Consider the following 21,233-nt stretch of genomic DNA (forward strand, 5'->3'; position numbering starts at 1 on the left):
CTCCCGCTACGGTGGGCGGCATGGCTGCCCGTAAGACCGTCTCGAAGGACCGTCCCTCCTACCGCTGCACCGAGTGCGGGTGGACGGCGCTGAAGTGGCTGGGCCGCTGCGGCGAGTGCCAGGCGTGGGGGACGGTGGAGGAGTTCGGTGCCGCGCCCGCCGTACGGACCACCGCTCCCGGCCGGGTGACGACGGCGGCGCGGCCGATCGGCCAGGTCGACGGGCGGCAGGCGACCGCGCGCTCCACGGGCGTGCCGGAGCTGGACCGCGTGCTCGGCGGCGGCCTGGTGCCCGGCGCCGTCGTCCTGCTCGCGGGCGAGCCCGGCGTCGGCAAGTCCACGCTGCTGCTCGACGTGGCGGCGAAGGCGTCCAGCGCGCAGGGCGCGACGCTGTACGTGACCGGTGAGGAGTCCGCCTCGCAGGTACGGCTGCGCGCGGACCGGATCGGCGCGCTCGCCGACCATCTGTATCTGGCCGCGGAGACGGATCTTTCGGCCGTTCTCGGTCACCTGGACGACGTGAAGCCGGCGCTGCTGGTGCTGGACTCCGTGCAGACCGTCGCGTCGGCCGAACTGGACGGCGCGCCCGGCGGCACCGCGCAGATCCGCGAGGTCGCGGGCGCGCTGATCCGGGCGTCGAAGGACCGCGGGATGTCGACCATCCTGGTCGGCCACGTCACCAAGGACGGCTCGATCGCGGGCCCGCGGCTGCTGGAGCACCTGGTGGACGTGGTGCTCAGCTTCGAGGGCGACCGGCACGCGCGGCTGCGGCTGATCCGCGGCATCAAGAACCGTTACGGCGCCACGGACGAGGTCGGCTGCTTCGAACTGCACGACGAGGGCATCACCGGCCTGGCCGATCCGTCCGGCCTCTTCCTCACCCGGCGCGACGAGCCGGTGCCCGGCACCTGCCTGACCGTGACCCTGGAGGGCCGCCGCCCGCTGGTCGCCGAGGTGCAGGCGCTGACCGTCGACACCCAGATCCCCTCGCCGCGCCGCACCACCTCGGGTCTGGAGAACTCGCGCGTGTCGATGATGCTCGCGGTGCTCGAACAGCGCGGCCGGATCAAGGCCATCGGCAAGCAGGACATCTACACCGCGACCGTGGGCGGCGTGAAGCTCACCGAGCCCGCCGCCGACCTCGCGGTGGCGCTCGCGCTGGCCAGCGCCGCCATCGACACCCCGCTCCCGAAGAACCTGGTGGCGATCGGCGAGGTGGGCCTGGCCGGTGAGGTCAGGCGCGTCACCGGCGTGCAGCGCCGCCTGTCGGAGGCGGCCCGGCTCGGCTTCACCCACGCCCTGGTACCGCCGGACCCCGGCAAGATCCCGGCGGGCATGAAGGTGGTGGAGGTCGCGGACATAGGGGACGCGCTGCGGGCCCTGCCGAAGCGGACCGCACGGTCGTAGCGCCACGGCGTACGCCGGTACGGCCGCGGACGCCGGTGCCCGTACGGCTGTGCAGACGTCCGCGTTCGTACGGCCGTACGGCCGCAGGGTACGGCTGTACGGCCGCGGGCGCCCGGCTCGCGGGCACGGGGATCGGCCCCGCACCCCTTCCCGGAGAACGCCCGGCTCGCGGTTCCGGGGAACACCCGGCACCCGTTCGGGTTGCGCGCGGCGTACAGTCACGGAAGGCCCGGCACACGGTCGTGCGGGGCCTCGCGCGCGCTCCCGGGAGAGCCCGCGCGCCGTCGCGGGACCCCCATAGGACCGTCGTGGGACCCCGGTAGGAGCCGTCCGGCCCGCGCCGCGCCCCCCGGAAGCCGTAAACTTTGCCCTGGTCTCGCCCATTGGGCATCCGTAGCGACCGGAGGATTGCAGAGTGGCAGCCAATGACCGGGCAGGGGGCCCTCCCCCGGCCCGAAGGGCATCGGGCGACTCCCCCGGCAGGTCCGGCGGGGTTTTCGGCGCCGACGCCGGGCTGATGCGCGCCTCTTTGAGCGCCGTCGCACCCGGCACCTCGCTCCGTGACGGCCTGGAGCGCATCCTGCGCGGCAACACCGGCGGCCTCATCGTGCTGGGCATGGACAAGACCGTGGAGTCACTGTGCTCCGGCGGCTTCGTGATGGACGTGGAGTTCACCGCGACCCGGCTGCGCGAGCTGTGCAAGCTGGACGGCGCGCTGGTCCTCGACAAGGACATGACGAAGATCCTGCGCGCGGGCGTCCAGCTCGTCCCCGATCCGACCATCCCCACCGAGGAGACCGGCACCCGGCACCGCACCGCCGACCGGGTCAGCAAACAGGTCGGCTTCCCCGTCGTCTCGGTCAGCCAGTCGATGCGGCTGATCGCGCTCTACGTGGACGGGCAGCGCCGCGTCCTGGAGGACTCCGCCGCGATCCTCTCCCGCGCCAACCAGGCGCTGGCCACCCTCGAACGGTACAAGCTGCGCCTCGACGAGGTCGCGGGCACGCTGTCCGCGCTGGAGATCGAGGACCTGGTGACGGTGCGCGATGTCACCGCCGTCGCCCAGCGCCTGGAGATGGTCCGCCGGATCGCCACCGAAATCGCCGAGTACGTCATCGAGTTGGGCACCGACGGACGGCTTCTCGCCCTGCAACTGGACGAGTTGATCGCGGGCGTCGAGCCCGAGCGAGAACTGGTCGCCCGCGACTACGTGCCGGAGCCGACCGCCAAGCGCAGCCGTACGGTCAACGAGGCGATGGCCGAACTCGACTCGCTGCCGCAGAGCGAACTCATCGAACTCACCACCGTGGCACGGGCCCTGGGTTACACCGGCTCCCCCGAATCCCTCGACTCCGCCGTCTCGCCGCGCGGTTACCGGCTCCTCGCCAAGGTGCCCCGGCTGCCCAACACCGTCATCGAGCGCCTGGTCGAGCACTTCGGCGGCCTCCAGAAGCTGCTCGCCGCGAGCGTCGACGACCTCCAGACGGTCGACGGCGTCGGCGAGGCCCGCGCCCGCTCCGTCCGCGAGGGCCTCTCCCGCCTCGCCGAGTCGTCCATCCTGGAGCGGTACGTCTAGGCGTACCGCTGGAGTCAGCTGCCTCGGGGACCGGAAGCGCCCCGACCTCGTCCGCCGCCCACACGAAGCGGCGGACCGGGGACGGCCGGGGGGCCGGGCCCCCCGGGGTTAGTCCTGGGAGAGGACGAAGGAGACCTGCTTGGCGCCGTAGCCGGAGAGCCGGGCTTGGATCAGGTAGGTGCCGGGCGCGGCAGCGCTCCCCTTGGGGGTCGCGCACTTCGGGGAGCTGGTCTTGGCGTTCCACCGGAGCGTGTACGTCGTGGAGCCGTGGGCGGGCACCTGGAGGAGGTAGGAGCCGCTGCCCGCGGTGGGGCAGTCGTCGGAGGCCCAGGTGTGGGCGTTGCCCGCGGTCGAGGTGATCGTGAAGACGGCCTTGGCGGGGCCGAAGTCGACCTTGCAGGAGACGGATCCGGAATTCGCGGCGCGCAGCTCGAAGACGGGGGTCTCGTCCGGCGAGTAGGAGTTCTGGACGCTGCGCAGCGAGAGCTGGACGCTGCCGGGCGAGCAGTCGGGGAGCGTGGAGCCGGCGGGCAGTTGACCGCCCGAGCCGCCGTTGCCCGAGCCGCCGCTGGTGGCGACACCGCCGGAGGCCGCGCCGCCGGACGATGAGGTGCCCGCCGTACCCGACGTACCGCCGTCGTTGCCGCCCGAGGAACCGGCACCGGCCGAACTTCCGTCCGTGGCACCGCCGTTGGAGCCGCCATTGGAGCCGCCGTCGGAGCCGGAGGAGCCCGCGGAGGAACCGGAGGAGCCGCCGCTGTCGCCGCCCGAGGTGTCGCGGCCACCGGGGCGCCCGGTGATGTGCGTACCGGTCGGCTCGGGGCCCGGCGTGATCGTGCCGACCGGCGTGTGGGTGCCCGAGGAGCCGTTGTTGCCGCTACCGCCGCCCCCGCCCGTCGAGTTGACCAGCCAGAAAATCAGCAGGGCGACGAGCGCGAGCACACACAGCGCAACGGCCCGCCGCCGCCAGTAGATGGTCGACGGCAGAGGTCCGACGGGATTGCGCATTGAGCCCACACCCGAACTCTAGGGGAGATCACCCGCGCCTCGCCGCAACACCCGCCGCTCGGCGCCCGGTCTTTGCCGATCATCACGTTTAAGGGGACGGCCGGTCGCTGTCAGTGGCCTGTGCGAGGATCGGGAGGACATGAGCACCGACATCCGCGACGCTTCCGTCAGCACCTCAGCCCGCACGTCCCCGGCCGCCCCCGCGGGTTCGGCGGTCCCCCCGGCTTCCCCGGCCGCCGTCACCGAACTGCACGACCTGGTGATCGACTGGTTCGGCGAGCACGCCCGCGATCTGCCCTGGCGGCGGCCGGACGCGGGCGCGTGGTCGGTGATGGTCAGTGAGTTCATGCTCCAGCAGACGCCGGTCGTCCGGGTGCTGCCGGTGCACCAGGAGTGGCTGGCCCGCTGGCCCCGCCCGGCCGACCTCGCGGCGGAGTCGCCCGGCGAGGCGGTACGCGCCTGGGGGCGGCTCGGCTATCCGCGCCGCGCGCTGCGGCTGCACGCGGCGGCCACCGCCATAGCGGCCCAGCACGACGGCGAAGTCCCCGAGGACCACGGTCAGTTGCTGGCCCTGCCCGGTGTCGGGGAGTACACGGCGGCGGCCGTCGCGTCCTTCGCGTACGGGCGGCGGCACATCGTGCTCGACACCAATGTGCGGCGGGTCTTCGCCCGCGCGGTGACCGGCACCGCGTATCCGCCGAACGCGACGACGGCCGCCGAGCGGCGGACCGCCCAGACGCTCCTCCCGGCCGAGGAGCCGGTCGCGGCGCGGTGGGCGGCGGCCACCATGGAGCTGGGCGCGCTGGTGTGCACCGCCCGCTCCCCCGAGTGCGGGCGCTGCCCGATCGCGGCGCGCTGCGTCTGGCGGCTGGCCGGTTCGCCCGCGCACGACGGGCCGCCGCGCCGGGGCCAGACGTACGCCGGGACCGACCGGCAGGTACGCGGCCGGCTGCTGGCCGTCCTGCGCGCCTCCACCGCTCCCGTACCGCAGGCCGCGCTCGACGCCGTGTGGCACGAGCCGGTGCAGCGGGCCCGGGCGCTGGACGGCCTGGTCGAGGACGGCCTGGTCGAGCCGCTGGCGGACGGCGTGTACCGGCTGCCGGTCTAGGGCGTACCCGCCACCGCCGTATCCGCCGCAGCGCCGTATCTGTCACCGCGCGGTATCCGCCACCGCGCCGTATCCGCTTCAGCGCCGCATCCGTCACAGCGCCGTAACCGTCACAGCTCTGCGCCGGGCACGGTCTCCGGATGATCCGGGCCCGGCGGTGCCGCGCGCCCTCCCGCGGCGGTGCCGCGTGCCCGCCCCCATCCCCACTCCCACCTCGGCTTTCGTGGGCCGCGCCCCCTGTGACGCTTGACTTCTCGGGTCCGCAAATGCCCGTTTCATCACGGAAAGCTCCTATTCATAGCCATTCACGGCTTGCATTCCACCCGTTACAGAACCGATGGGTTGCTGTGAGGCCGCTGTGCGCTCGCGGTGGCGAAAGCCCAACATCCGCTCCGTAGCGTCCTCGATGTCGGCAGGGAACGACGACAGCGGCAGGCAGGCACGGGACGGAGTCACACCATGGCGGGGAACGGCGAGGTACTGGAGTTCGAGGAGTACGTGCGGACTCGGCAGGACGCCCTGCTGCGCAGCGCCCGCCGCCTGGTGCCCAATCCGGTCGACGCGCAGGACCTCGTACAGACCGCGCTGGTGCGGACGTATCCGCGCTGGGAGGGCATCGCCGACAAGACGCTGGCCGACGCGTACATGCGCCGGGTCATGATCAACACCCGTACCGAGTGGTGGCGGAACCGGAAGCTGGAAGAGGTGCCCACGGGCGAGCTGCCGGACGCGAGCGTGGACGACGGCTCGGAGCAGCGCGCGGACCGCGAGATGCTGCTCGACGTGATGACGGTGCTGGCGCCCAAGCAGCGGCAGGTCGTGATGCTGCGGCACTACGGCCAGCTCTCCACCCAGGAGACGGCCCGCGCGCTGGGCATGTCGACCGGTACGGTGAAGAGCACCCTGCACCGGGCGCTGGCCCGGCTGCGGTACGAACTGGAGCACGGCCGCTACGGCTACTCCCGGCTGGACGCGGTGGACCGGGACTCTGCCGGGCGTGACGCGTCCCAACCGGAATCGGCATACTCGACGCACCCGGCTCATTCGACGGACGCGACCGGACCGCTCGGCGCGGCCGCTCCGCTCGGCACGGCCGGCTCGACCGGGTCGGCCGGATCGACCGACCCGCTGGACCCGGCCGCGCTCGGCCGGGAACCGATGGAACGCATGGAGGGCGTGTGGGCCGCGTAGCCTCGACTCTCGCGACGGGCGCGCTGGCGTGCGCGTGCGTCGTGGTCGCAGGCTGCGGTACGGCCGCCACCGGCGCCCGCCGCGAGGGCCCGGCGCCGGCCGCCACCCGGGTGAAGACGCCGTCCACCGTCGCCCCGGCGATCGTCGCCGACCAGGTGGCGCTGGCCACGATGGTGCGCAAGGACAACAGCGTCAGCGCGGACGTACGCGAGGATCTGACGCCGTGCGTGGGGGCCGGTTACCCGATGGACACCGACTCGGGCGACCTCACGGCGGGCGACGGCCCCGACCTGGTGATCAACGTGACGACGTGCGGCGACGGCCTCGGCATCGCCGCGTACGTGTACCGGATGGTCAACGGCAAGTACCAGAACGTGTTCGCGGACGAGCAGCCGCCGGTCTACGGCAGCGTCGAGGACGGGCGGCTCCAGATCATCCACGAGGTGTACAGGACCGACGACCCCGCGACGTATCCGACCGGGCAGGAGTCGATCACGTACGCCTGGCGCGGGCAGCGCTTCGTCGAGGTCGCGCGGGACTTCTCGGACTTCGGCGCGCGGACCCCGACCGTCTCGCCCGAGCCGACCTCGACCGACCCGGCGCCGCTGCCCAAGTCGGACCCGGTCGACCCCGGCGTGCCGGCGGCGGAGACCACGACCCCGGCGCCGGCCAAATCCCCCTCCTCCGGCGTGTCCGGCAGGCCGAGCAGTCCCGCCGCTGCCGGTTCGACGGCCCCGCAGATGTCGGCCGACGGCGACGCCGTCCAGCACGGCCAGGGACAATAGCCCGGTGGCCGCCACTCATGTCCTGTTCGTCGAGGACGACGACGTCATCCGCGAGGCGACGACTCTCGCGCTGGAACGCGACGGCTTCGAGGTCACGGCCGCGCCCGACGGGCTCGAAGGGCTCACGGCCTTCCGCGCCCGCAGGCCGGACCTCGCGCTGCTCGACGTGATGGTGCCGGGCCTGGACGGCGTGTCGCTGTGCCGCCGGATCAGGGACGAGTCGACGGTGCCGGTGATCATGGTGTCGGCGCGGGCCGACGCCATCGACATCGTGCTCGGCCTGGAGGCCGGGGCCGACGACTACGTGACCAAGCCGTTCGACGGCGCGGTGCTGGTGGCGCGCATCCGCGCCGTACTGCGCCGCTTCCGGGCGGCGGGCGGTGACGACGGGCTGGACGACGCGCCGCAGCTCTCCTTCGGGGACATCGAGATCGACCCCGAGGGCATGGTGGTCACGCGGGCCGGGGAGCGGCTGGCGCTGACCCCGACCGAGATGCGGCTGCTGCTGGAATTCGCGGGCGCGCCCGGCACCGTGCTCTCCCGCGACCGGCTGCTCCAGCGGGTCTGGGACTACGAGTGGGGCGGCGACACGCGGGTCGTGGACGTCCATGTGCAGCGGCTGCGCGCCAAGATCGGCCAGGACCGGCTGGAGACCGTCCGCGGTTTCGGCTACAAGCTGCGGGCCTGAGGTCGCGTGCCGTCCCGTCCGGCGGACTCGCCGTCCGCCTCCTCGTACCCCGGAGCCCCGCGCCGCTTGCGTACCGGCCCGCGCCGCTTGCGTACCGGCCCGCGCCGCTTCGGTACCGGCCCGCGCTGGTTCCGTGCCGGTCTGCGCTGGAAGATCGCCGCGGCCATCGCCGTGGTGTCGGCGCTGGTCGCGCTCGCGCTGAGCCTGGTCGTGCACAACGCGGCGCGGGTCAGCATGATCAACAGCACCCGTGACGTCCAGGACGAGCGCGTCCAGTCGGCGCTGCGGATCTACGAGACGACCGGGCGGCTGGTCTTCTACGCCAAGATCGACGACCCGGAGCTGCCGCGCGAGCTGAAGGAGTTCGCGGCCAAGGGGCAGCGCGCCACGTATGTGCAGGACACCGGCGGTCACCCGATGGTGTGGGCGGAGACGCCCGCCGCGGACGGCCGGGTGCTGTCGCTGAAGACCGGTTTCACCGACCGCTACTCCGTGCTGGACGACCTCGACCAGGCGCTGGTGGCCGGGTCGCTCGCGGTCGTCGTCGGCGGTACGGCGATCGGCGTGCTGATCGGCGGCCGGATGTCGCGGCGGCTGCGGAAGGCGGCGGTCGCGGCCCGCAAGGTCGCGGACGGCGACACCGAGGTACGGGTGCGCGAGGCGATCGGCGGCCGGCGCGTACGGGACGAGACGGACGAGCTGGCGCGGGCCGTGGACGCGATGGCCGACGCGCTGCAACTGCGGCTGGAGGCCGAGCGGCGGGTGACGGCCGATATCGCGCACGAGCTGCGGACGCCGGTCACCGGTCTGGTCACCGCCGCCGAGCTGCTGCCGCCCGGCCGCCCCTCGGAGCTGGTGCGCGACCGCGTGCACGCGCTGCGGACGCTGGTCGAGGACGTCCTGGAGGTGGCGCGGCTGGACGGCGCCGCGGAACAGGCCGACCTCCAGGAGCTGGCGCTCGGCGAGTTCGTCCGCCGCCGCGTCGTGGCACTGGCGCCGGACGCCTCGGTCACGGTGGCCGAGGAGGCCGTCGTGCCCACCGACCCGCGCCGCCTGGAGCGCATCCTCGGCAATCTGCTCGCCAACGCCGCCCGGCACGGCGGCGCCCCCGTCGAGGTGGTGGTCGACGGCCCCTATCTGCGCGTCCGCGACCACGGGCCCGGCTTCCCCCCGGACCTCCTGCGCGACGGCCCCAACCGCTTCCGTACGGGCTCCGCCGCCCGCTCGGGCGGCGGCCACGGCCTGGGCCTGACGATCGCCACCGGCCAGGCCCGCGTCCTCGGCGCCCGCCTCACCTTCCGCAACGTCCCCGCCGAGGACGGCGGCGGCGCGGTCGCGCAACTGATGCTGCCCCGCGAGTAGCCGTGGGTCCGGCACTTCGCGGGGCTTGCACAATCCAGTGGCCTCCCGCCACGCGAATGTCGGTCGCAGTCGAATGGCACGCGTCTACATCTCCCGCGGGTGGGCGGTGGACACCGCGGGGACAGCCGTTGGCTGCCAGGGGTCGGTGAGTTCGTAGCAGTGGCCGCCGGGATGGTCCGCGTACTGGCAGCACCCCTCGTCCAGCGGTTCGGGCGCGCGTACCCGGCAGTCGGGCAGCACCGTGAGGGCGAGTGGCCCCTCGCTTCGGTCCCACCGGGCCCAGACCGAACCGGTGTCGCGGCCGTCGATGTGCATCACGTACGCGTGGTGGTCACCTGCGGCGTGGGCCTGGAGCACGCATCGCAGGTCGCGGTCCACGTGCTCGGGCTCCGTGGTGTCGGGCGGGGCGAACGCCCTGGCCGCGGGCACGAGTTGGTCGGGCAGGAGGCGGCGGGCACCGCACACGGGTAAGGGTGCGGGCACGAAGTCGTTCACGGCGGACCCTCCATGGTTGTTCTCGAAGTCGCGTCGCCCGGAATCGAACCGGGGCCTGCCCGACCGGAGGGCCGGGTCTCTTCCACGGAAATACGGGGGGGGGTGACGGTCACGCGGGCTCGCGCACCAAAGCGGCTACGACGGCCCACGTCGTCTTCGTGCCGTTCTCGTGCGGTGTCCAGCCCCAGTCCCGCGAGAGCGCGGCCACCAACGGCAGCCCGCGACCGGTCTCGCCGTAGCGATCGGGGCCGCGGTCGATGACCGGCGGACGGCGCGAGCCGTCGCGTACTTCGATCAGCACGTGACCGTCGGCTGCGGTCACGGTCAACGCGATGCTCGGGCACGGCGCGTGCTGTAACGCGTTGCCGACCAGTTCGCTGAGCACGATCAGCGCCACGTCCGCTGCCTCGCTCAGTCGCCACTCGGCCAGGCGGTCACGCAACTCGTGGCGCGCACGGCCCACCTCGGCGAGTTCGGGCCTCAGCCCGAGTGCGATGCGATGCCGCGCAATCATGCGGGGCCGGCCGCGAGGCGCAACGGTTTTGGTCGGCATGGGCGATCTCCGTTCCAGAATGAGCAGCGTCTCCGGTAGTTGCTCGTAGTTGCTCATCGAGGAAAACCGATAGCGTCCGGCGATCGCGTGGCCACCGACGTGTAAGAAGCATGCAATTCGCACATCGGAGTCGCCCCGACCGGGCATCCAGCCTCCAACGTGCCGCTTCAGAAGCTACGTTCTGACCGTCAACGTGCTGAAGTGCCGGAGCCGAGATGACCGCAGACGCCAAGCCCAACAACGTCATCCGCGATGTGCGGGAAGCTCAGTTCCGCATGAGCCGGACCGAGTTCGCCCGACACGTCAACGCCACGGCGTCAACTCTGGGCGAGAACACCGGCTGCACTCCGCGCCTCATCGCGGCGTGGGAGCGCGGAGAGGTCGCCAGCCCCCGGCCTGTCTACGAGCGCGTGCTGCACAAACTCACCGGTCGCTCCCTGACCGACCTGGGATTCAGCCCACGGCGGGCCACGATCAGCACAGTCGCGGTGACCGTCCGGCGGGCGACGTACGGACGGACCAGGGCCAGGACCGCGACCGGACACGGCGGGCCAATCCATATCGACAACGCGTTCGTTCAGGAGCCCGACTCAGGCACTCTTGAGGACATGATCCGTCGTGAGTTCCTACGACTCGTCAGCGTCACGGGGGCGATAGTCGCGCTCCCGCAGCCCGTGGCGCCGCCCGAGACCGGTGCGGCTCCCACCGAGGACATGCGTGAGCGCAGCACGCTCAATGCCGATCTATGGAGCGTCTACGGTCTGACATCGACCAAGCAGTCGGTGTATCCGCTGGTGCGGGAACAACTCGCCTCTCTCACCTCTGCCCTGAGGGGAGGGCAGCGGGCCTCGGATCACCGCGAACTGTGCGGCATGGTCGGCGACATCGCCCAACTCGCCGGCGAGGTCTGGTTCGACGCGAACCGGTACACCGAAGCCGCTCAGTGCTACCTGCTGGCCGGTGACGCGAGCAAGGAAGCCGGGGACCGGGATCTGTGGGCCTGTGCGCTGGTCCGGCACTCGTTCGTCAGTCTCTACGCGCGCCAGTACGACGAGGCGCTTCCGCTGCTTGAGGCAGCCGCGGCCCTCGCGCGGAACGGAGACGGTGAGCTGCCCACCCGCCACTGGGTCGCATCCGTGCGGGCGCAGGTCCTCGCCGGGCTGGGTGACGCGGACGGCTGCAACCGCGCGCTGGACGAGGCGGCCGGCGTGCAGGATCTGACCGGCCCCGCCCCCGGCGGCTGGCTGCGCTTCACCGGCGACCGACTGGCGGAGGAACGGGGGGCCGCCTATATCTCCCTGGGTCGGCTGGACCTGGCCGAGCAGGCTCTCACGAGAGCGCTTCGTGAACCGCTCTCCCCGCGCCGCCAGGGCTCGGTGCTCACCGACCTCGCCGTGATCGGTGCCCGCCGCAAGGACATCGACCGGCTGGTGAGCCATGGGACGGGCGCGGTGGACGTGGCATACCGGACCAGGTCGGGTTACATGATCCAAAAACTGCACGGCTTGAGGAGTCATCTCACGCCGTACGTGTCCGACAGGCGGGTCCGGGAGTTGTCCGACCGCATGACAGCGTTGGGAGTCCGAACGTGACACAAGAACCTGGACGCCTGTTTCGTGAGGCGTGGATCACCGGAGTGCACCGGCACTTCCCGGGGGAGCCGAAGGCCGGGTACGTAACGCCGTGGGAGGCGACGCCGGAGTGGGAGCGGGCGTCGGCAGCGGCCGTGGAGGGGCAGGTGCGGGAGTTCCTGGCGGTGAGCGGCGGGCACGCGGGCAGGCTCGGCCGGGAGCAGAAGGGGCGGTTCGTGGCGACGTGCTGGATCGCGCAGATCTACCGGCACTTCGAGGACCCGAAGCCCGGGTATGTCGCGGACTGGGCTGAGCTGCCGCCCTGGCAGCGGGAAACGGACGCGGACATCTTCGAGGCGGTCGAGGCCGCGTCGTAGCCGCGGCGCGACCGAGCCCCGCGTCGGCCGGGGCGGGCGCGGGGCTCGTACGGGGTAACGGTCAGATGATCAGATGGCGTCGGCCAGGACCGGGGGCTGTTCGTCCTCGGAGCTGGCGGCCTTGGGGGCCGCGGCGCGCAGCGGGGTCTCGGTGATGAACCAGGCCGCGGCGAAGCCGACGACGCTGATGACGGCGCCCCACAGGAAGACGGTGTGGGTGCCGTCGGCGACCGCGTGGAAGTAGGCGTCCTTCACGGCCGGCGGGAACTTGGCGATGGTGGCCCGGTCGAGCTGGGCACCGGCTCCAGCGGCCCCGGAACCGGCTCCGGCGGCGCTGGAGGCCATGCCGTGGGAGACGGTGTGCGTGAACAGGGCGCCGAAGAGCGAGACGCCGAAGGAGCCGCCGATCGTACGGAAGAGGGTGGAGGACGAGGAGCCGACGCCGATGTCCTTCATCTCGACGCTGTTCTGCGCGATCAGCATCGTGATCTGCATGACGAAGCCCATGCCGACGCCCAGTACGGCCATGTAGAGGCCGGAGGTGAACCGGCTGGTGTTGACGTCCATGGTGGAGAGCAGGAACAGGCCGAAGGTCATGAAGGCGCCGCCGACCAGCGGGAAGATCTTGTACTTGCCGGTGGAGGTGGTGATGCGTCCGGCGACCATGGAGACGACGAGCATGGCGCTGAGCAGCGGCAGCAGCAGGAGTCCCGAGTTGGTCGCGGAGGCGCCCTGGACGGTCTGCTGGTACAGCGGCAGGAAGGTCATCGCGCCGAACATCGTGAAGCCGACGATGAAGCCGACCAGCGAGATCAGCGAGAAGTTGCTGTTGCGGAAGATCCGCAGCGGCAGCACCGGCTCGGCGGCGCGGGTCTCGGCGTAGAGGAAGGCCGCGAGCGAGACGAGGCCGAGCACGAGCAGGCCGATGATCTGCGCGGACCCCCAGGCGTACTGCGTGCCGCCCCAGGTGGTGAGCAGGACCAGCGAGGTGATCGCGACGGTGAGCAGCGACGCGCCCCAGTAGTCGATACGGCCCGAGCGCCGCTTCTTCGGCAGGTGCAGCACGATGGTGACCATCGCGAGGGCGACGACGCCGATCGGCAGGTTGATGTAGAAGCTCCAGCGCCAGCCCCAGTTGTCGGTGATGCTGCCGCCGACGAGCGGGCCGCCGATCATGGCGATGGCCATGACACCGGCGATCATGCCCTGGTACTTGCCGCGCTCGCGGGGCGGGATCATCTCGCCGATGATCGCCATCACGCCGACCATCAGACCGCCGGCGCCCAGGCCCTGGACGGCGCGGAAGCTGATGAGCTGGTCCATGGTCTGCGACATGCCGGAGAGCGCGGAGCCGAGCAGGAACAGCACGATGGACGTGAGGAAGATGCCCTTGCGGCCGTACATGTCGCCGAGCTTGCCCCAGATGGGGGTGGAGGCGGCGGTGGCCAGCGTGTAGGCGGTGACGACCCACGACAGGTGGTTGAGCCCGCCGAGTTCGCCGACGATCGTCGGCATCGCGGTACCGATGATCATGTTGTCGAGCATCGCGAGCATCATCGCGATCAGCAGGCCCGCCATGACGACGCGCACACTGCGCTGTCGCGGCTCCGCCTTGACGGCGGCGGCGGTGTCGGTCTGGGACATGGCGGTGGGTCCTCCCCCGGTGAGGGCGGTTCTCCGGCTCCGGCGACACTCACTTCGCCGTCCGCTTACTTGCCGCCCGGCTAGCTAGGTACGGAATGAAGGTACGGGCGTAACTAGCCGGGCGTCAAGTAAGTGCGTAGGGTTTGACCAAGGCCGTACCGTCATGCCCCGTACAGCCCGTCGAGCCGGTCGGGCTCCGTCTGCCCGACGCGAGCGCAGCAGGAGTGCACAGCCATGGTCACAGCGCAGACCCGCCGCGGCGACACCCGCCGCCGCATCCAGGACGTCGCCCTCGAACTCTTCGCGGAGCAGGGCTACGAGAAGACCTCACTGCGCGAGATCGCCGAGCATCTGGACGTCACCAAAGCGGCGCTCTACTACCACTTCAAAACCAAGGAAGACATCCTCATCAGCATCGCGCAGGACCTGTCGAAACCGGTCGACGCGCTGATCGCCTGGGGCAACGAGCAGCCGCGCACGCTGGCCACCAAGCAGGAGGTGCTGCGCCGCTACAGCGAGGCGCTGTGGGGCGCGGAGGCGCTGTTCCGGTTCTTCCAGGAGAACCAGGCCACGGTGCGCGAGCTGAGCATCGGCGAGTCCTTCAAGGGCAAGATCGGCTCGCTGAGCGGGCTGCTGAGGGAGCCGGAGTGGCCGATGCCCGCGCAGGTGCGCTGCATGACCGCGCTCTTCGCCATGCACGCCGGGATGTTCGCGATGCGCGACATCGAGGGCGATCCGGCCGCCAAGCGCGCCGCCATCCTCGACGTCGCGCTCGACCTGGTCGCCCAGGCGGAGGCCGAGGCGGGGGTCTGAGGGGGCTGAGCTTACGAGGGGCTGAGCTTGCGAGGGGCTGAGGGGCTCTTCCGAGGGTCCTCGCACGGGTAGAGACGGCGGCCGGATGTTGACGGCCGCCGTCTCTCTTGTACGACTGGATCTCTTGTACGACTGGTGGGATCAGACGTGCGTCGGACGTACGTCAGATGTGCGTCAGACGTGCACGCCGTGCGTGCGCAGGAAGTGCAGCGGCTCGACGGAGGAGCCGTAGTACGGGGTCTTGCGGATCTCGAAGTGCAGGTGCGGACCGGTCGAGTTTCCGGTGGAGCCGGACTTGCCGATCTCCTGGCCGGTGTCCACCTTCTGGCCGACGTGCACGCCGATGTGCGACAGGTGGCCGTACTGCGAGTACGTGTTGTCCGCGTGCTTGATCACGATGTTGTTGCCGTACGCGCCGCCCCAGCCCGCCGTCACGACGGTGCCGGTGTGCGCGGCCCGCACGCTCGTGCCGCTCGGCACGACGAAGTCCTGGCCGGAGTGGGTGTGCGCCCAGTGCGGACCGGCCTGCGCGTACCCCGCGCCGATCACGTAACCGCTGGTCGGGGTCACCCAGGACGCGCTGCGGGCCTTGCGGTCGGCGGCGGCCTTGGCGTCCGCGCGCTTCTTGGCGTCGGCCGCGGCCTTGGCCTTGGCCTCGTTGGCGGCCTTGGTCTTCGCGGCGTCGGCCTTCACCTTGGCCGCGGTGGCCTGCTGGCCGCTGGCCTGCTTCTGCACCACGTCGGAGATGCTGCTCGCCGTCCCGGCGGCGAGGAATCCCTCGTGCTGCGTGTCGGCGGCGATCGCCGCCGTCGAGCCCAGGGCGAGCGCCGCGACCAGTCCGCCCGTCACTACCGCGACACGGCCACGGGTGACGGACTTCGGGGCACGGTTCATCGTCGAGTTCTTGCGCATGAAGAAACAACCTCACTGAAAGGGGGGAGCAACAGGTCCGGAGATCCGAAACATCCGACTGCGGCTCGTTGCCCATCCTTGGTAACGCGGCATTCCGCCGGACCACAAGGACCCCTATTACTAAGCGCGGTCGTAGTGCCGACCTCTCGGATTCCGCCCTTCCCTTCACCCTTTTTACGTCGAATGCCCGGTACGCCCCCGCACTCAAGTCGCACCAAAACGGGCATCAAGGGCCCCGCCCCTTCACTTCCCTGTCCCCCGCCTGTGCGTGATCCACAGGCTCCGCACACCCCGCGAACCCGCCACTATTTCGCTTAGTAAGTGGCCTGGCTCACATGGGGCACATCACCTCGCCACGCGATTCGGCGAATTCCACCGGGACCAAGGACCTGTGACCGCCGCCACTTCCCCGCCCCTTAGAACCCGCCCCCTTGCACCAATTCGTGGCGCGGGTCACATTCCCGCCCCTATCGTGAGGCCCGGACACAAGGGGGGCTCCATGCCGGATCTGCCGCACACACCGCTCGACGCCATCGACCTGGCCGACGCCGTCGAAGCCGTCCGCCACGGCCTCGTCACGGGCGCCGCCCGCGGCGCGGGCCAAGCCGTCCGCTTCGAGGTCGGCGAGATCCACATGGAATTCGCCGTCACCCTCGAACGCGTCCGCACCGGCCACGGCGGGATCAAGGCCGTGGTCGTCGAAGCGGGCGCCGACACCGCCCGCACCACGGGCCGCACCCACACGGTCTCCTTCACGCTCCGCCCGAAGGACGCGGCGACGGGCCGGCCGGTGGAGATCGCCGCCCCGGACGAGGGCACCCTGCCGGGTGACGCGCCCCGGCCGCCCCGGTGAGCGGACCCTTACGGGAGCGGCTGACGGTCGTCCGCAGCCGAGGCGTCCAGGGCAGCGGCTACCTGCTGACGCCCACGCTGGTCCTGACGGCCGCGCACCTCGTGGCGGGCACGGACGAGGCCAGGGTCACCGTGCTCGGCGGCGCGGGCGAGGTCGGCTGCCGCGTCGCGGGCCGCTGGTACGAGAACACGTCGGGCACCGACGTGGCCGTCCTCGTCGCGCCCCGGCCGCTGGCCGACGAGAGCGCCTTCGCCCGCGGTCGCCCCAACCTGTGGGCCATGCTGTCCTCCCTCGCCCCCGTCCCCGACTGCCAGGCGATCGGCTTCCCCTACGCCCAGCGCGACGCGACCGGCGGCCTCGACACCGAACAGCTCACCGGTACGTACAAGCCCGGCTCGGGCCTGCTCGGCGGCCGGGACGTACTCGCCGTCGACGGCACCCCGCCCGCGCCGCGCCCCGACGGCCTCTCCCCCTGGGCGGGCATGTCCGGCGCCGCCGTCTTCGCGGGTGACGTCCTGATCGGCGTCGTGACCACCGACCCGACCGGCTGGCAGCGACGTCCTGGCCGAACGGCGCGGGCTGGTCCTCATCGACGGCCTGGACGAGATCGACGAACGGTCCCGTGAGCGCGTCGGCGACTGGCTGCGCGGCCTGCTCGCCGCGTATCCCGGCAACCGCTGGCTGGTCACGTCCCGCCCGACGGCCGTCTCCGACTCCTGGCTCGCCGACGAGGGCTTCACCGACCTGACCCTCTCCCCCATGAGCCGGGGCGACATCCGCGCCTTCACCGAGCGCTGGCACGACGCCGCCCGCGCCAGCGTCCCCGACGAGGAGCCCGAGGAGCGGGCGCGCCTCGACACGTACCAGCGCACCCTCCTCGACGCCCTCCACACCAAGCAGGACCTGGCCCGGCTCGCCACGAACCCGCTCATGTGCGGCCTCATCTGCGCCCTGCACCGCGACCGCAGCGGCTACCTCCCCACCGGCCGCAAGGAGCTGTACGACGCCGCCCTCGGCATGCTGCTGATCCGCCGTGACCGCGAACGCGGTCTGGCGACCCCGCTCACCGAGGAACCGCAGATCCAGCTCCTCCAGAAGCTGGCGTACTGGCTGGTGAAGAACGGCCAGGCCGAGATGGACATCTCCGACGCCATGAGCCTGATCTCAGCCGCCCTGCCCGCGATGCCGTCCGCCGCCGCGCTCGGCGACAGCGCCTCCGTCTACTGCCACCTGCGCGACCGCAGCGGGCTGCTGCGCGAGCCCACGCCGGACACGGTCGACTTCATCCACCGCACCTTCCAGGACTTCCTGGCCGCCCGCGCAGCCGTCGAAGACCTCGACTTCGACCTGCTGGCCGCCAACGCCCACCACGACCAGTGGGCCGACGTCATCCGCATGGCCGTCGCCCACGGCCGCCCGGCCGAGCGGGCCAGGCTGCTGCGGAAGCTGATCGAGCGCGGCGACGCGGAACCGGACCACTCAGCCCGGCTGCACCTGCTGGCGACGGCGTGCCTGGAACACGCCACAGAGCTGGACCCGCGGGTCCGCGCGGAGGTGGTGCATCGTGCGGAGAGGCTCATCCCGCCACGGACGGCCGAGGACGTCCAAGGACGGGTGAGCGTCGGCCCGCTGGTCCTGGAACTGCTTCCGGGCCCGGAAAGGCTGAGCCGCGACGAGGCCTCGGCCGTCGTCCAGGTGGCGTGGTCCATCGGTGGAGACGCCGCGGTCGTTCTTTTGGCTCGGTTCGCAGCTCACGACCGCCATCTTGGAAGCGCGTTGCCCCAGGGACCCCGGCCCGGTCGACCTGGCGCCGCTCGCGGCCCTTCCCGCTCTGACCAAGGTCACGGTCACCGGCCTCGGCCCCGTCCTCAACGCCGACCGCATCCCGCGCGTGAAGGTCACCGTCCACGCCCCGAGGTGACAAAAGGGGCGGGCCCCGGACCGTTACCGCTGGTCCGGGGCCCGCCCCTCACTGCGCCGCTGTCGCGGCGGACGCTACCGCGCCGGAGGCGCTACGCGTCCTTGGTCAGATTCGGCCCGCTCGCCGTCTCCACCGGCGGCGCGTCCGCGACCGTGACCTTTTCCTCGCCACGGAACGTGAACTTGGCCGTCTCGCCCTCGCCCTCGACGTCGACCACGACGATGTGACCGGGGCGCAGCTCGCCGAAGAGGATCTTCTCGGAGAGCGAGTCCTCGATCTCGCGCTGGATGGTCCGGCGCAGCGGCCGGGCGCCCAGGACGGGGTCGTAGCCGCGCTTGGAGAGCAGCACCTTGGCGTCGGGGCTGAGCTCGATGCCCATGTCGCGGTCGCGCAGCCGCTCGTCGACCCGGCTGATCATGAGGTCGACGATCTGGAGGATGTCCTCCTCGGTGAGCTGCGGGAAGACGATGACATCGTCGACGCGGTTCAGGAACTCCGGGCGGAAGTGCTGCTTCAGCTCGTCGCTGACCTTGTTCTTCATCCGCTCGTAGTTGGACTTCGTGTCGCCCTGGGCGGCGAAGCCCAGGTTGAAGCCCTTGGAGATGTCCCGGGTGCCGAGGTTGGTGGTCATGATGATCACCGTGTTCTTGAAGTCCACGACCCGGCCCTGGGAGTCGGTCAGGCGACCGTCCTCCAGGATCTGCAACAGCGAGTTGAAGATGTCGGGGTGGGCCTTCTCGACCTCGTCGAAGAGGACGACGGAGAACGGCTTGCGGCGCACCTTCTCGGTGAGCTGGCCGCCCTCCTCGTACCCGACGTAGCCGGGAGGCGAGCCGAAGAGCCGCGAGACGGTGTGCTTCTCGCTGAACTCCGACATGTCGAGCGCGATCAGCGCGTCCTCGTCGCCGAAGAGGAACTCGGCGAGCGCCTTGGACAGCTCGGTCTTACCGACGCCGGACGGGCCGGCGAAGATGAACGAGCCACCGGGACGCTTGGGGTCCTTCAGACCGGCACGCGTGCGTCGGATGGCCTTGGAGAGCGCCTTGACGGCGTCCCGCTGGCCGATGACGCGCTTGTGCAGCTCGTCCTCCATGCGCAGCAGGCGGGAGGACTCCTCCTCGGTCAGCTTGAAGACCGGGATGCCGGTGGCGGTCGCCAGGACCTCGGCGATCAGGTCGTCGTCGACCTCGGCGACGACGTCCATGTCGCCGGCCTTCCACTCCTTCTCGCGCTTGGTCTTCGCGGCGAGGAGCTGCTTCTCGTTGTCCCGGAGCGAGGCCGCCTTCTCGAAGTCCTGCGAGTCGATCGCGGACTCCTTCTCGCGGCGCACGTCGGCGATCTTCTCGTCGAACTCGCGCAGGTCCGGCGGCGCGGTCATCCGGCGGATGCGCATCCGGGAACCGGCCTCGTCGATCAGGTCGATCGCCTTGTCCGGCAGGAAGCGGTCCGAGATGTACCGGTCGGCCAGGGTCGCGGCGGCCACCAGGGCGGAGTCCGTGATGGACACCCGGTGGTGCGCCTCGTACCGGTCGCGCAGGCCCTTGAGGATCTCGATGGTGTGCTGGAGCGACGGCTCCGCGACCTGGATGGGCTGGAAGCGGCGCTCGAGGGCCGCGTCCTTCTCCAGGTACTTGCGGTACTCGTCCAGCGTGGTGGCGCCGATGGTCTGGAGCTCACCGCGGGCCAGCATGGGCTTGAGGATGGAGGCGGCATCGATCGCGCCCTCGGCGGCACCGGCGCCGACCAGGGTGTGCAGCTCGTCGATGAACAGGATGATGTCGCCGCGGGTGCGGATCTCCTTGAGGACCTTCTTCAGGCGCTCCTCGAAGTCACCGCGGTAGCGGGAGCCGGCGACCAGGGCGCCGAGGTCAAGCGTGTAGAGCTGCTTGTCCTTCAGCGTCTCGGGCACCTCGCCCTTGACGATCGCCTGGGCCAGGCCCTCGACGACGGCGGTCTTGCCGACGCCGGGCTCGCCGATGAGCACGGGGTTGTTCTTGGTGCGGCGGGACAGCACCTGCATGACCCGCTCGATCTCCTTCTCGCGCCCGATCACCGGGTCGAGCTTGGTCTCACGAGCGGCCTGGGTCAGGTTGCGGCCGAACTGGTCGAGGACGAGCGAGGTCGAGGGGGTGCCCTCGGCCGGGCCGCCTGCCGTGGCCGACTCCTTCCCGCCGGAGTAGCCGGACAGGAGCTGGATGACCTGCTGCCTGACCCGGTTGAGATCGGCGCCCAGCTTCACCAGGACCTGGGCTGCGACGCCCTCGCCCTCGCGGATCAGGCCGAGCAGGATGTGCTCGGTGCCGATGTAGTTGTGGCCGAGCTGGAGGGCCTCGCGGAGCGACAGCTCCAGGACCTTCTTCGCCCGGGGGGTGAAGGGGATGTGGCCGGACGGGGCCTGCTGGCCCTGGCCGATGATCTCCTCCACCTGCTGGCGGACCGCCTCGAGCGAAATCCCGAGGCTCTCCAGGGCCTTAGCGGCGACACCCTCACCCTCGTGGATCAGGCCCAGGAGGATGTGCTCGGTGCCGATGTAGTTGTGGTTGAGCATCCGGGCTTCTTCCTGAGCCAGGACGACAACCCGCCGCGCGCGGTCGGTGAACCTCTCGAACATCGTTAATCGCTCCTCAGAGCGGTCGGGCAGTGAGGGGTCGGTCCCCTCCCTGTCCTTCCGCATGCTAGTCCCGCACAGCGGCGCCGCTCACGTATCCACCCCCGCTCGCGCGAGGAAAGCTGCGCTACCGGCTGACGTCACTCACACAACCTCGATGGTGCGAGACGATGTTCCCGCAGGCCAGGCGAATACCCCTTTATCAAGTACGCCCGTGGCGAACGCACGCCCTCGCCTGCTCGAACACCAGCCCTTCCCACTAGGTACTTCTTACCCTCTGCCCAGGACACTCCATGCCGAAAGCGGCTGGGGAGTGCGCTAAGGGCGAACAACCTTGCGCCGTTACGGACACTTCCGGCCGA

General features: G+C 71.2%; 18 protein-coding genes and 1 pseudogene. 13 read left to right on the forward strand and 6 right to left on the reverse strand.

All coding sequences use genetic code 11. From position 1 onward, the window contains the following. Positions 1-20 precede the first annotated feature (20 nt). Together radA and disA are read left to right on the forward strand one after the other, a co-directional pair. Positions 21-1,406 carry a DNA repair protein RadA gene (gene radA / locus ACFZAM_RS25700; protein WP_355342306.1) on the forward strand — a complete coding sequence of 462 codons (1,386 nt, stop codon included), beginning with the start codon at positions 21-23 and terminating at the stop codon, positions 1,404-1,406. Positions 1,407-1,821: 415 nt separating this feature from the next. Beyond that, complete coding sequence (disA, locus tag ACFZAM_RS25705; protein WP_391049623.1) at positions 1,822-2,982, forward strand: DNA integrity scanning diadenylate cyclase DisA; 1,161 nt, start codon at positions 1,822-1,824, stop codon at positions 2,980-2,982. 108 nt (positions 2,983-3,090) lie between these two features. Here the strand turns inward: disA and ACFZAM_RS25710 are convergent, their stop codons facing one another. Further along, on the reverse strand, positions 3,091-3,990 hold the full coding sequence (locus tag ACFZAM_RS25710; RefSeq protein ID WP_391049625.1) for a hypothetical protein: 900 nt from the start codon (positions 3,988-3,990) through the stop codon (positions 3,091-3,093). A gap of 139 nt (positions 3,991-4,129) precedes the next feature. Here ACFZAM_RS25710 and ACFZAM_RS25715 point away from each other — a divergent pair, with 139 nt between their 5' ends. The 5 genes from ACFZAM_RS25715 to ACFZAM_RS25735 all read left to right on the forward strand — a co-directional run bounded on the left by ACFZAM_RS25715 (position 4,130) and on the right by ACFZAM_RS25735 (position 9,124). Beyond that, positions 4,130-5,098 (forward strand): A/G-specific adenine glycosylase, encoded by a 969-nt coding sequence (locus ACFZAM_RS25715; protein ID WP_391049627.1) that lies wholly within the window; start codon positions 4,130-4,132, stop codon positions 5,096-5,098. A 459-nt stretch (positions 5,099-5,557) separates the two neighbouring features. Continuing rightward, a complete protein-coding gene (locus ACFZAM_RS25720; RefSeq protein WP_391049628.1) occupies positions 5,558-6,289 on the forward strand; it encodes a SigE family RNA polymerase sigma factor in 732 nt (243 codons plus the stop codon). Further along, the gene (locus ACFZAM_RS25725) at positions 6,277-7,074 is read left to right on the forward strand and encodes a hypothetical protein (RefSeq protein ID WP_355342297.1); all 798 of its coding nucleotides are present in this window, start codon (positions 6,277-6,279) and stop codon (positions 7,072-7,074) included. Before ACFZAM_RS25720 ends, ACFZAM_RS25725 begins: the two co-directional genes overlap by 13 nt. Positions 7,075-7,078: 4 nt before the next feature. Next, the gene (cseB, locus tag ACFZAM_RS25730; RefSeq protein ID WP_355342294.1) at positions 7,079-7,762 is read left to right on the forward strand and encodes a two-component system response regulator CseB; all 684 of its coding nucleotides are present in this window, start codon (positions 7,079-7,081) and stop codon (positions 7,760-7,762) included. A gap of 87 nt (positions 7,763-7,849) precedes the next feature. Then, positions 7,850-9,124 carry an ATP-binding protein gene (locus ACFZAM_RS25735; RefSeq protein ID WP_391049787.1) on the forward strand — a complete coding sequence of 425 codons (1,275 nt, stop codon included), beginning with the start codon at positions 7,850-7,852 and terminating at the stop codon, positions 9,122-9,124. An 84-nt stretch (positions 9,125-9,208) separates the two neighbouring features. On the opposite strand, the gene ACFZAM_RS25740 is transcribed toward ACFZAM_RS25735, so the two are convergent. Further along, positions 9,209-9,619 carry a hypothetical protein gene (locus tag ACFZAM_RS25740; protein WP_391049630.1) on the reverse strand — a complete coding sequence of 137 codons (411 nt, stop codon included), beginning with the start codon at positions 9,617-9,619 and terminating at the stop codon, positions 9,209-9,211. A 109-nt stretch (positions 9,620-9,728) separates the two neighbouring features. Next, complete coding sequence (locus ACFZAM_RS25745) at positions 9,729-10,229, reverse strand: ATP-binding protein (RefSeq protein WP_355342288.1); 501 nt, start codon at positions 10,227-10,229, stop codon at positions 9,729-9,731. A 158-nt stretch (positions 10,230-10,387) separates the two neighbouring features. Between ACFZAM_RS25745 and ACFZAM_RS25750 the strand changes: the two genes are divergently transcribed. Both ACFZAM_RS25750 and ACFZAM_RS25755 read left to right on the forward strand, forming a co-directional pair. Continuing rightward, the gene (locus ACFZAM_RS25750; RefSeq protein WP_391049632.1) at positions 10,388-11,764 is read left to right on the forward strand and encodes a transcriptional regulator; all 1,377 of its coding nucleotides are present in this window, start codon (positions 10,388-10,390) and stop codon (positions 11,762-11,764) included. Further along, positions 11,761-12,120 carry a hypothetical protein gene (locus ACFZAM_RS25755; protein WP_355342282.1) on the forward strand — a complete coding sequence of 120 codons (360 nt, stop codon included), beginning with the start codon at positions 11,761-11,763 and terminating at the stop codon, positions 12,118-12,120. Before ACFZAM_RS25750 ends, ACFZAM_RS25755 begins: the two co-directional genes overlap by 4 nt. 69 nt (positions 12,121-12,189) lie before the next feature. On the opposite strand, the gene ACFZAM_RS25760 is transcribed toward ACFZAM_RS25755, so the two are convergent. After that, positions 12,190-13,764 carry a DHA2 family efflux MFS transporter permease subunit gene (locus ACFZAM_RS25760; RefSeq protein ID WP_391049634.1) on the reverse strand — a complete coding sequence of 525 codons (1,575 nt, stop codon included), beginning with the start codon at positions 13,762-13,764 and terminating at the stop codon, positions 12,190-12,192. A gap of 234 nt (positions 13,765-13,998) precedes the next feature. Between ACFZAM_RS25760 and ACFZAM_RS25765 the strand changes: the two genes are divergently transcribed. After that, the gene (locus ACFZAM_RS25765; protein ID WP_355342276.1) at positions 13,999-14,577 is read left to right on the forward strand and encodes a helix-turn-helix domain-containing protein; all 579 of its coding nucleotides are present in this window, start codon (positions 13,999-14,001) and stop codon (positions 14,575-14,577) included. A gap of 174 nt (positions 14,578-14,751) precedes the next feature. Here ACFZAM_RS25765 and ACFZAM_RS25770 read toward each other — a convergent pair whose 3' ends face one another. Further along, positions 14,752-15,489: a M23 family metallopeptidase gene (locus ACFZAM_RS25770; RefSeq protein ID WP_355342273.1), complete on the reverse strand. Its 738-nt coding sequence runs from the start codon at positions 15,487-15,489 to the stop codon at positions 14,752-14,754. 499 nt (positions 15,490-15,988) lie between these two features. Here ACFZAM_RS25770 and ACFZAM_RS25775 point away from each other — a divergent pair, with 499 nt between their 5' ends. The 3 genes and pseudogenes from ACFZAM_RS25775 to ACFZAM_RS25785 form a co-directional block, all read left to right on the forward strand. Beyond that, positions 15,989-16,342, forward strand: coding sequence for a trypco2 family protein (locus tag ACFZAM_RS25775; RefSeq protein ID WP_391049637.1), 354 nt, complete (start codon positions 15,989-15,991; stop codon positions 16,340-16,342). Further along, positions 16,339-16,968, forward strand: coding sequence for a trypsin-like peptidase domain-containing protein (locus tag ACFZAM_RS25780; protein ID WP_391049639.1), 630 nt, complete (start codon positions 16,339-16,341; stop codon positions 16,966-16,968). Before ACFZAM_RS25775 ends, ACFZAM_RS25780 begins: the two co-directional genes overlap by 4 nt. Further along, positions 16,949-17,089: pseudogene (locus ACFZAM_RS25785) on the forward strand (hypothetical protein); the annotation flags it as partial. The gene ACFZAM_RS25780 and the pseudogene ACFZAM_RS25785, both read left to right, overlap by 20 nt. Positions 17,090-18,354: 1,265 nt before the next feature. Here ACFZAM_RS25785 and ACFZAM_RS25790 read toward each other — a convergent pair. Beyond that, positions 18,355-20,874, reverse strand: a complete 2,520-nt coding sequence (locus ACFZAM_RS25790) for an ATP-dependent Clp protease ATP-binding subunit (protein WP_355342267.1) — start codon at positions 20,872-20,874, stop codon at positions 18,355-18,357. Positions 20,875-21,233: the final 359 nt, after the last annotated feature.

It is taken from the genome of Streptomyces sp. NPDC008079 (assembly GCF_042957385.1).
In the GTDB taxonomy this organism is placed as follows: Bacteria; Actinomycetota; Actinomycetes; order Streptomycetales; family Streptomycetaceae; genus Actinacidiphila.

Coding starts and splice junctions, on each gene's coding strand:
- ACFZAM_RS25770 (WP_355342273.1), bottom strand. CDS start 15,489: ATGCGCAAGAACTCGACGATGAACCGTGCCCCGAAGTCCGTCACCCGT.
- ACFZAM_RS25745 (WP_355342288.1), bottom strand. CDS start 10,229: ATGAGCAACTACGAGCAACTACCGGAGACGCTGCTCATTCTGGAACGG.
- ACFZAM_RS25715 (WP_391049627.1), top strand. CDS start 4,130: ATGAGCACCGACATCCGCGACGCTTCCGTCAGCACCTCAGCCCGCACG.
- ACFZAM_RS25720 (WP_391049628.1), top strand. CDS start 5,558: ATGGCGGGGAACGGCGAGGTACTGGAGTTCGAGGAGTACGTGCGGACT.
- ACFZAM_RS25710 (WP_391049625.1), bottom strand. CDS start 3,990: ATGCGCAATCCCGTCGGACCTCTGCCGTCGACCATCTACTGGCGGCGG.
- radA (WP_355342306.1), top strand. CDS start 21: ATGGCTGCCCGTAAGACCGTCTCGAAGGACCGTCCCTCCTACCGCTGC.
- ACFZAM_RS25760 (WP_391049634.1), bottom strand. CDS start 13,764: ATGTCCCAGACCGACACCGCCGCCGCCGTCAAGGCGGAGCCGCGACAG.
- ACFZAM_RS25775 (WP_391049637.1), top strand. CDS start 15,989: ATGCCGGATCTGCCGCACACACCGCTCGACGCCATCGACCTGGCCGAC.
- ACFZAM_RS25765 (WP_355342276.1), top strand. CDS start 13,999: ATGGTCACAGCGCAGACCCGCCGCGGCGACACCCGCCGCCGCATCCAG.
- ACFZAM_RS25750 (WP_391049632.1), top strand. CDS start 10,388: ATGACCGCAGACGCCAAGCCCAACAACGTCATCCGCGATGTGCGGGAA.
- ACFZAM_RS25790 (WP_355342267.1), bottom strand. CDS start 20,874: ATGTTCGAGAGGTTCACCGACCGCGCGCGGCGGGTTGTCGTCCTGGCT.